General features: G+C 33.8%; 9 protein-coding genes and 1 riboswitch. Of the genes, 8 read left to right on the top strand and 1 reads right to left on the bottom strand.

The features are described 5' to 3' along the window. Positions 1-11: 11 nt before the first annotated feature. Entirely contained in the window at positions 12-890 is an 879-nt protein-coding gene (gene folP / locus ACR1PN_RS18610; RefSeq protein ID WP_378181589.1) for a dihydropteroate synthase, read from the bottom strand. Positions 891-1,003: 113 nt separating this feature from the next. On the opposite strand from folP, the gene ACR1PN_RS18615 reads away from it, so the two are divergent. The 8 genes from ACR1PN_RS18615 to ACR1PN_RS18650 all read left to right on the top strand — a co-directional run bounded on the left by ACR1PN_RS18615 (position 1,004) and on the right by ACR1PN_RS18650 (position 9,388). Then, on the top strand, positions 1,004-1,570 hold the full coding sequence (locus tag ACR1PN_RS18615) for a DUF1599 domain-containing protein (protein ID WP_378181586.1): 567 nt from the start codon (positions 1,004-1,006) through the stop codon (positions 1,568-1,570). A 1-nt stretch (position 1,571) separates the two neighbouring features. After that, the gene (locus tag ACR1PN_RS18620; protein ID WP_433981249.1) at positions 1,572-2,681 is read left to right on the top strand and encodes a BT_3928 family protein; all 1,110 of its coding nucleotides are present in this window, start codon (positions 1,572-1,574) and stop codon (positions 2,679-2,681) included. Between the two features lie 67 nt (positions 2,682-2,748). Beyond that, positions 2,749-3,099, top strand: coding sequence for a TerB family tellurite resistance protein (locus tag ACR1PN_RS18625; protein ID WP_378181580.1), 351 nt, complete (start codon positions 2,749-2,751; stop codon positions 3,097-3,099). A gap of 20 nt (positions 3,100-3,119) precedes the next feature. Beyond that, complete coding sequence (locus ACR1PN_RS18630) at positions 3,120-5,246, top strand: S9 family peptidase (RefSeq protein ID WP_433981250.1); 2,127 nt, start codon at positions 3,120-3,122, stop codon at positions 5,244-5,246. A gap of 40 nt (positions 5,247-5,286) precedes the next feature. Continuing rightward, positions 5,287-5,664 (top strand): GxxExxY protein, encoded by a 378-nt coding sequence (locus ACR1PN_RS18635; RefSeq protein ID WP_433981251.1) that lies wholly within the window; start codon positions 5,287-5,289, stop codon positions 5,662-5,664. 119 nt (positions 5,665-5,783) lie between these two features. Beyond that, positions 5,784-6,542 (top strand): triose-phosphate isomerase, encoded by a 759-nt coding sequence (gene tpiA, locus ACR1PN_RS18640; RefSeq protein ID WP_433981252.1) that lies wholly within the window; start codon positions 5,784-5,786, stop codon positions 6,540-6,542. Between the two features lie 151 nt (positions 6,543-6,693). After that, positions 6,694-6,881: riboswitch (cobalamin riboswitch) on the top strand. A gap of 103 nt (positions 6,882-6,984) precedes the next feature. Further along, positions 6,985-8,259, top strand: coding sequence for a T9SS type A sorting domain-containing protein (locus ACR1PN_RS18645; protein WP_433981253.1), 1,275 nt, complete (start codon positions 6,985-6,987; stop codon positions 8,257-8,259). Positions 8,260-8,266: 7 nt separating this feature from the next. Next, positions 8,267-9,388: a T9SS type A sorting domain-containing protein gene (locus tag ACR1PN_RS18650; protein WP_433981254.1), complete on the top strand. Its 1,122-nt coding sequence runs from the start codon at positions 8,267-8,269 to the stop codon at positions 9,386-9,388. Positions 9,389-9,448: the final 60 nt, after the last annotated feature.

Raw genomic sequence — 9,448 nt, forward strand, 5'->3', positions numbered from 1 at the left:
ATGTTACATTTCTAAAACTCTCCCACACTCCCCCTCTCAATGCGACTACTCTCCCACTCTAAGATTGTTTTTTTCGCATCTGCGACATCATGCACCCGAAGAATTTTCGCTCCCTGCTTTAAAACTTTTAAATGCAGTTTCTGAGTTTCTTCATTAATATCTAAAGCTGATTTTCCTAAAGGTTTATAAATAAAAGATTTTCTTGAAATTCCGATCAGCAAAGGAAATTTTCCAAATCCCAGAAATTGGGTTTCGTTAATCATTCTCATCTGATCTTCTACTGTTTTCCCGAATCCAAAACCTGGATCAAGAATAATATCTTTAATTCCTTTTTGTAAGAGTTCGTTTGTTTTTTGACTAAAATATTGATTGACATTCAAGGTAATATCATCAAATTTAATTTTATCATGCATCGTCTCATAAGAAGGATTAACATGCATTAAAATGTATGGAAGTTTTGTTTCGGCAACTGTATCAAACATTTTTTTATCAAATTGTCCGCCCGAAATATCGTTGACAATATCTACTCCTTCATTGAAGCCAAATTTTACAGTTTCCGCATAAAAAGTATCCAAAGAAATTAAAGCTTGGGGAAACTCTTTTTTGATATTCGAAATTATGTTTCCAATTCTTCTGATTTCTTCTTCACTACTCAGAAATTCAGCATTGGGTCTTGTCGATTGTGGACCGATGTCGATGATTTCTGCTCCATCATTCAATAATTTCTCTGCATGTTGTAACGCAGATTTTTCATTATTAAATTGTCCACCATCGGAAAAAGAATCTGGTGTGAGATTTAAAATTCCCATGATTTTTGGAGAGCTTAAATCGACCAATTTCCCGTTGCAGTTTAATGAATAATTATTGATGAGCGATGAATGATTTTCCATGGTGCAAAAATACTTACTTATTGCATCAAAGCTACAATTTCAAGGTAAAAAACTATTATCTGATTCCTTTTACCTAAAACCTAATTTGTATCTTTGAAAGATTAAGCAAATTTATGTCAAAAACTTCAGAACAGTTCGGTAAAATCATTAGTGAATGTCGTGATCTTTTCAGTAAAAAAATGCACGATTACGGTGCAGCATGGAGAGTTTTACGCCCAAGCTCAATTACGGATCAGATTTACATTAAAGTCAACAGAATCCGCACATTACAGATGACTGATGTGAAAATGATCGATGAGAGCGAGGAAGGGGAATTTATTGCCATCGTTAATTACTCCATTATTGGATTGATTCAATTGGAAAAAGGGCTTTCGAATGATTTCAATGAAAACCCTGAAGAAATTCTTCATCTATATGATAAATATGCTGCTGAAGCTCAAGCTTTAATGGAAAAGAAAAATCATGATTACGGTGAAGCATGGAGAGACATGAGAATTTCTTCCATCACCGATTTGATTTACCAAAAAGTACTGAGAACCAAACAGATTGAAGACAATCAGGGAAAAACATTGGTTTCCGAAGGTTTGGATGCCAATTATTTTGATATGCTGAATTATGCCGTTTTCTGTCTGATTAAATTTTCTGAACAAAACATTTCAACCGAAATAAAAAACAATTAATATGATCAAAGGTTTATTACGTTTCATTATTGCTGTTATTTTCATCGCATCAGGTTTTGTAAAAGCGGTAGATTTGGTAGGCTTTTCTTTTAAAATGGAAGAATATTTTTCGCCTCCGGTTTTCAACATGCCTTTTTTGGAGAAATTTGCTCTGCTTTTTTCAATTATTGTAGTGGTTCTTGAATTATTTCTTGGCTTCCTACTTTTACTGAAACTCAAACTGAAATTCACCCTTTCCGCTTTAATTGCACTTTGTGTTTTCTTCGGATTTTTAACCTTCTATTCGGCTTATTTTAATGTCGTTACAGATTGCGGATGCTTTGGTGATGCCATTAAATTTACACCCTGGGAAAGCTTTTTGAAAGATGTTGTTCTTTTGGTTGGTTTAATTATTCTATTCATTTTATACAGAAAAGAATTCAGCAAAAAAGATGTTTATGGAGAAACTAATAAAACTGAAAACAATAAATTTAAATTAGCTGCTTTAGGTATTTTTTGCGCAATTATGATTGTGATAATGTCTGTAGGAATCATCAACGAACCGATTATCGATTTCCGTGATTATAAAATCGGAACCGATTTGAAAGCGGAGAAAGATAAAATCAATAAAAACCCTTCTGAATATAAAACTTTTTATTCGCTGAAAAATTCTAAAACAGGTGAAGTTTTAAAAGTAAATCAGGACGATTATGTAAACCAGACAAAATATTGGGAAGAAGGCTCTCCCTGGACAATTGAAGAAGGTAAAAACGAATCGAAACTCATCAAAGAAGGCTATAAATCTGAAATCGTAAAATTTAAGATCGAAGACCCGACCGGAAATGATTTAACTAATGAAATCATTAATGCTCCAAAAGCAATTATCGTTTTTTCGTATCACCCTAAAGACGTTTCACCTGAGTTACTAAAAAAAGTGGAAGCTAAAGTAAACTCTCAGAAAGGAGCTGTGATTTATGGAGTTTCTACCGAACAAAATACTTTTAAAACTATCAAAAACGCAATGATGGACGGAACTGCAATAAAAACCATTGCAAGAAGCAACCCGTTCGTTTTAATATTAGAAAAAGGAAAAATTGCAGACAAACAACCTGCAAAAAACTACGTTGACTAAAACAGTCCAATGTGAATGGTGAATTGTCAATTTTATATATTAAATCTTAAATATTAAATCTAAAAGAATGCAAAAATCAAATAAATCTATCGCCGGTTATCACTTATTAATGATTCTTTCGTCAGTTGACGGAGAATTCGCACCTGAAGAAGGAATGTTGGTACAACAATATCTTGCTGACGAATTTCCTTTTAAAATGAATTTAGATAATGAATTGGAAACCATTGCATTACTTCAACCTGAAGAATGGAAAGATCATTTTGAATTTCACGGGCGTTGCTTTCTGGAAGATTCTACTGAAGAGGAACGTTTAAACTTCATTCAGTTTGCAAAAACACTGATTAAAGCTGATGACAAAGTGACTGATGAAGAGCATACATTCTACAAGCTTCTGAAGAATCTTTGGAATGTAAACTAAAAATCAAAACCAAATATAAAATGAAGAAAATTTGTTTGTCTTTATTAGTAATGAGTACCACTATGTTTCAGTCTCAGATATTTCCGGATCTTAAAGCTCCGGTTGCCGAAAAAAAACAGCATCTTCGTGAAATTCATGGTGATAAGGTGAACGATCCTTATTACTGGATGATTGACTATTTCAAAAAAGGTAAAGATTCTACGCAGGTTGTAGACTATCTTAAATCTGAAAATTCTTACTGGGAAGGGATGATGAAAGATACAGAACCTTTCAGAGAGAGTCTTTTTAAGGAAATGAAGGCAAGAATCAAGGAAAAAGATGAATCTGTACCCGTTTTCAGAAAAGGTTACTATTACTATACCCGAACAGAAACTGGAAAACAATATTTTAAATACTGCAGAAAAAAGGGAAACCTCAATGCTTCGGAAGAAATTCTTCTCGATGTTGATCAACTTGCAGAAGGCCATGCTTATTATTCTGCAGCAGGTTTCAGCATAAGTCCGGATAATTCTAAAATGATTTACGGCGTTGATGATGTTTCCAGAAGACAGTACAAATTATTTTTAAAAGATCTTACCACGGGAAAAACGACCGATTTAGGAATTAAAAATACAACAGGTTCTGCAACCTGGGCAAATGACAATAAAACTATTTTCTACACCGGAAAAAATCCCGAAACGCTTTTAACGGAAAAAATTTACAGGCATTCTTTGGGAACTGATCCTTCGCAAGATGCTTTGGTGTACGAAGAAAAAGACAAGAGCAATTACATCGGTGTCGGAAAATCTAAGAATGAAAAATTCATCATGATTTATTCCGGGGCAACTACCTCTTCTGAAACATTATTATTAAGTGCAGATGAGCCTAAAGGAGTTTTTAAAGTTTTCCAACCCAGAATAAAAGACGTTCTATATGATGTAACTCCTTTGGAAGACAAATTTTTGATCACAACCAACAAAGACGCCCTGAATTTCAAAGTGATGGAAACTCCTCTGAATAAAACAGGCGTTGAAAACTGGAAAGATTTCATTCCGCACAGAAAAGATGTTCTGATGGAAGGAATCAGTGAGTTTAAAAATTATCTGGTCTTCAGCGAAAGACAAAACGGGCTTTCACAACTCGTAATTCTTGACAGGAAAACAAATAAAAAAGAATTTTTAAAATTCGACGAACCAACATACACTGTTTATCCATCGGGAAATCCGGAGTACAATACCGATAATTTCAGATTTGGGTATACTTCGATGATTACTCCAAGTTCACAATATGAGCAGGATTTAAAAACTGGAAAAAGAACTTTACTAAAGCAACAGGAGATTTTAGGCGGCTACAATAAAGCCGATTATGTAACTGAAAGACTTTTTGCAACAGCAAAAGACGGCACAAAAATCCCGATTTCAATCGTTTACAAAAAAGGATATAAAAAAGACGGTAACAGTCCGCTTCTACTGTATGCTTATGGTTCCTACGGAAGTTCTATGGATGCGACTTTCAGCAGTACAAGACTGAGTCTTTTAAACCGGGGCTTTGCTTTTGCAATTGCACATATTCGTGGCGGTCAGGAAATGGGAAGACAGTGGTATGAAGACGGAAAAATGATGAAAAAGAAAAATACATTTACCGATTTCATCGACGCCGGAGAATATTTGGTGAAAGAAAAATATACTTCGCCAAAACATTTATACGCTCAGGGAGGAAGTGCAGGTGGACTTTTGATGGGTGCAGTTGTTAATATGAAGCCTGAACTCTGGAACGGAGCGATTGCACAGGTGCCGTTTGTGGATGTTATTAACACCATGTTGGATGAAAGTATTCCTTTGACAACTAATGAATATGATGAATGGGGAAATCCTAATAGTAAAGAAGCATATGATTATATGAAGTCTTATTCTCCATATGAAAATATTGAGAGAAAAAACTATCCGAATTTATTGGTTACAACAGGTCTACATGATTCTCAGGTACAATATTTCGAACCTGCAAAATGGGTAGCGAAATTAAGAGATTTGAAAACCGATAAAAATGTTTTATTCTTAAAAACAGATATGGATTACGGTCATGGTGGCGCTTCGGGTAGATTTGATTATCTGAAGGATATTGCGCTTGAATATGCTTTCATGTTTAAATTGGAGGGAATTAATAAATAATTTAGCTCACGCAGATTTAGCAAATTTCGCAGATTATTAAATGACTGAAAATGAAATTTCATATATAGTTCGTAAATGTATTTTTAACGTTTACAATCAATTAGGACCTGGTTTATTGGAATCAATATATCAAAGAATCTTAATTTACGAACTTGAAGAAAATGGTTTAGATGTGAAATCAGAAGTTTTACTTCCAGTTTATTATAATAATAAGAGGTTTGATTTAAACTTTAAAATTGATATTTTAGTAGAAGATAAGGTAGTTTTAGAATTAAAATATATCAAAGAATTGGAAGCAATACATTATAAGCAACTCTATTCCTACCTAAAATTATCAGACAAGAAATTAGGTTTGCTAATCAATTTCAATACAACAAATATCATGGACAGCATAAAAAGAGTTGTTAACAATCTTTAAATCTGCTAAATCAAAATAATCTGCGAGAAAAAATAAAAGCTCACGAAAATTTATCAAATTTCGCAGATTAAAATTTATATATAATAAAAACAAAAGAAACAAAAAAATAATATAGAACTATGAGGAGAAAAATAGTTGCAGGAAACTGGAAAATGAACAAAAACGTCATTGATGCCCAACAATTGATGATTCAATTACTAAGTTATAAAAACAGCAATGCTACCAATTGCGAAGTTTGGATTGCACCGCCTTCTTTGTATTTAATGATGGCAAAAGACATCTTCGAAAAAGACGAAATCGGAGTTTTTTCTCAGGATATGAGCGAATACGAAAGCGGAGCTTACACGGGCGAACTTTCTGCAGATATGCTGGAATCAATTGATGCAACAGGTTCTTTAATCGGTCACTCTGAAAGAAGACAATATCACGGAGAAACTGACGAAAGCTGCAACAAAAAAGTAAAATTGGCTTTGGATAAAGGTTTAATTCCTGTTTACTGTAACGGCGAAACTTTAGAACAAAGAAAAGCAGGGCAACATTTCGATGTAGTAAAAACTCAGACTGAAAAAGCTCTTTTCACACTTTCTGCAGAAGAAATTAAAAAAGTGGTTATCGCTTACGAACCGGTTTGGGCAATTGGAACAGGAGAAACTGCAACTCCGGAACAGGCGCAGGAAATCCATGCTCACATCAGAGGAATTATTGCTGAAAAATACGGACAGGAAGTTGCTGACGAAATTTCTATTCTTTACGGTGGTTCTGTAAAACCAGACAATGCAAAAGAAATTTTCTCTCAACCGGATATCGACGGTGGTCTTATCGGTGGAGCTGCTTTGAAACTGGAAGATTTCTCAAAAATCATTGAAGGTTTTAATTAAGAAATAATTCATATTAAAATAGTAAAGACATATCGTTTGATATGTCTTTTTTAGTTAAATAAACAAATAATGATTCAATAAATAATTATTATTTAACATAATTTAAAAACAATTAAATTATTGGCAAAACAACAATCAAAATTTAAATAATACCTTTGCAAAAGTTTAAGGTTGAACCTCAGCGTTCATTAATAGGGAATCAAGTGAAGTAATATAATTCTTGAGCTGTACCCGCAACTGTAAGCTATTCAACTTATTATAAAGACGCCACTGAACTCACGTTTGGGAAGGTTATCATAAGATGCAAGCCAGGAGACCTGCCTTAGACAAATTTCAACTTTCGGGAATAAAAGTTTATGAGATCAAATCTTCGGATATTTTTTCATGAATGTTTTATCCTGCAGTGAAGTTTCGGGAATAAAACTTTAATTTAAATTATATCATGAAGAAAATCTATTTTCTTATTCTTGCATTTGTAGCTTTTTTTGCAAGTGCACAAACAGAAGGAATTCTGGTTCTTAATGAGGGCGGAGCGGGAAGCAATAATGCCGAAATTTCTTTCATTTCAAATCAATCGGTTGTAACCAACAATTATTTTAAAAGCAAAAACAACAATGCTATTTTAGGTGATACTGCACAAGACATTAAAATTTTTGGAGATAAGATTTTTGTTGTTTTAAACATTTCTAACCAAATCAAGGTGATTAATAAATCTGATTTTACTTTAATTACTACGATTTCCACAAATCTTGACAATCCAAGATACATCGCTTTTAGCGGAAATAAATTTTATGTAACCAACTGGGGTTCTAATGGACCGTCAACAAACTATGTTTCAGTTTACAATCTGGCTACTTATGCTCACGAAGCCAATATACCTGTAGGAAACGGTCCTGAAAAAATCTTCAGCAAAAACAACAAATTGTATGTTCTATTAAAAGGAGGTTACGGACTGAATCAGTTTATGGATATTATTAATACTACAACCAACACCGTTGAATCTCAGGTAAATGTTGGAAACTCACCAAACAGTATTTTTGAGAAAGATAATTTTCTGTACATTATGAGTTCGGGAGATCCTTATGCAGCAACATCTTTTGGAACACTTACCGTTTATAATACAACCACACAAAGCGTAGCTTCGAGCACAACATTTCCTGTAGGGGTAAAACCATCTTATATGGACACCGACGGAACAAATATTTACTATATGAATGAAGCTTCTATCTACAAAACACCGATTGCTTCACCATCAATTAATACTCAACCAATAGCCGTTACGCCGATTACCGTGAACAGTTATGGAACTGCATACGGATTTAATGTTGTGAATAATACCATTTATGCTGCAGATCCTTCTGGTTATATTGCTCCCGGAAAAATTTATGCTTACAACTTGCAGGGTATTTTACAGAATACTTTTACCGTGACTTCTTTACCTAACCAAATTATTGCTTACAACAGTGCATCTCTTTCAACGATTGAAAATTCAAAAGCTTCAAAATTATCATTGTATCCAAATCCAACAAGCAATAAGTTCTTTGTGAAAGGCTTAAATTCAGGAAGCGTACAAATTTATGATGTTAACGGAAGAATGATTATCAATACCCAATACACTCAGAACGGAATTGATGTGACTACTCTTTCAAAAGGAGTTTATATTGTAAAAATAACCGATAACAATAACAGTTTCAGCGAAAAATTAATCATTAAATAAGATTAAAATGCAAAAAACATTAAGTTTTATATTCTCTTTTATCGTTGCACTATGCTTTGCACAGTTTACGGCAAATGATGTGAAGTTTTTTGTAGGAACAGGTTCTCAGACTGCTTATTTTGTAGCAGATTTCAAAGATGGAACCGATGACAGATCGTATATTTGGGGAGTAAGATTTAATTCAGGACAAAATTTAACCGGTCCTCAAATGATGCAGATGATCAAAAGCGCAGAACCTGCATTTGATTACAATTTAACCTTCAACAATGGTTTTCTTGATAAAGTTTCTTTTAACAATCATCTTGCACAATCTGTTCCTGATTACTGGAGCTTATGGGTGAAAAGTGGTACCAACAACTGGTCAATGGGAGGCTGGATGAACAGCGGAACGATTTCAGACGGAGAATGGTATGGAGCAAGTTATGGTTTTAGCAATCCAACCGCAGAAGCTCCTGTAACGCCGATTCCTGCATATAGTTCACTTTGGTATAATGCATCTCAAATTACCAACTGGATTGGAACAGGTTCTAATAAAAGCTTAGTTGTAGTAGATTTTGGAACTGATAATTCTAATGGTAATGCCAATTCTTTTGTCTTTGGAATTCAATATAACGGAACAATCACAGCAGAACAGGCTTTACAGTTAATTAATGCTCAAGTCAGTTCATTTAATTATGCTTCATCTTCGAATCAAGTTTCATCACTATCATTAAATTCTTTTTCGGGAACTGCAAGTGGGACGAATTCCTGGAAATTGTATAAAGGAACCAATTTATCCAACTGGAAAACCAACGCCAATCTTTCTTCAATTAATTTAAACAATAATGATTGGTTAGGGTTAAGTTTCGGTACAAGAAGACCTTTCACACCAACAGAAGCAAACGTTACGCTAAATGTTTCGGAGAATGTGAAGGAGAATTTTAAAATTTATCCGAATCCTGCAAGTGATTTTATTGTTATTGAAACAAAAGACAGCATTAAAGACATCAACATCTACTCTATTTCTGGGCAAAAAGTAATGAATACTCAGAGCAAAAAAGTTAATATTCAGAGCTTACAGCAAGGAGTTTACTTGGTTGAAATTAAAACTGACAAATCTGTGACACAACATAAGATCATTAAAAAGTAATTCTTTAGAATCATCTGTAAACAGTTTCGGGGGGGGGGGGGGAGGGGACCAAAAACTCTC

Source organism: Chryseobacterium sp. RLHN22, from assembly GCF_051011795.1.
In the GTDB taxonomy this organism is placed as follows: Bacteria; Bacteroidota; Bacteroidia; order Flavobacteriales; family Weeksellaceae; genus Chryseobacterium; species Chryseobacterium zhengzhouense.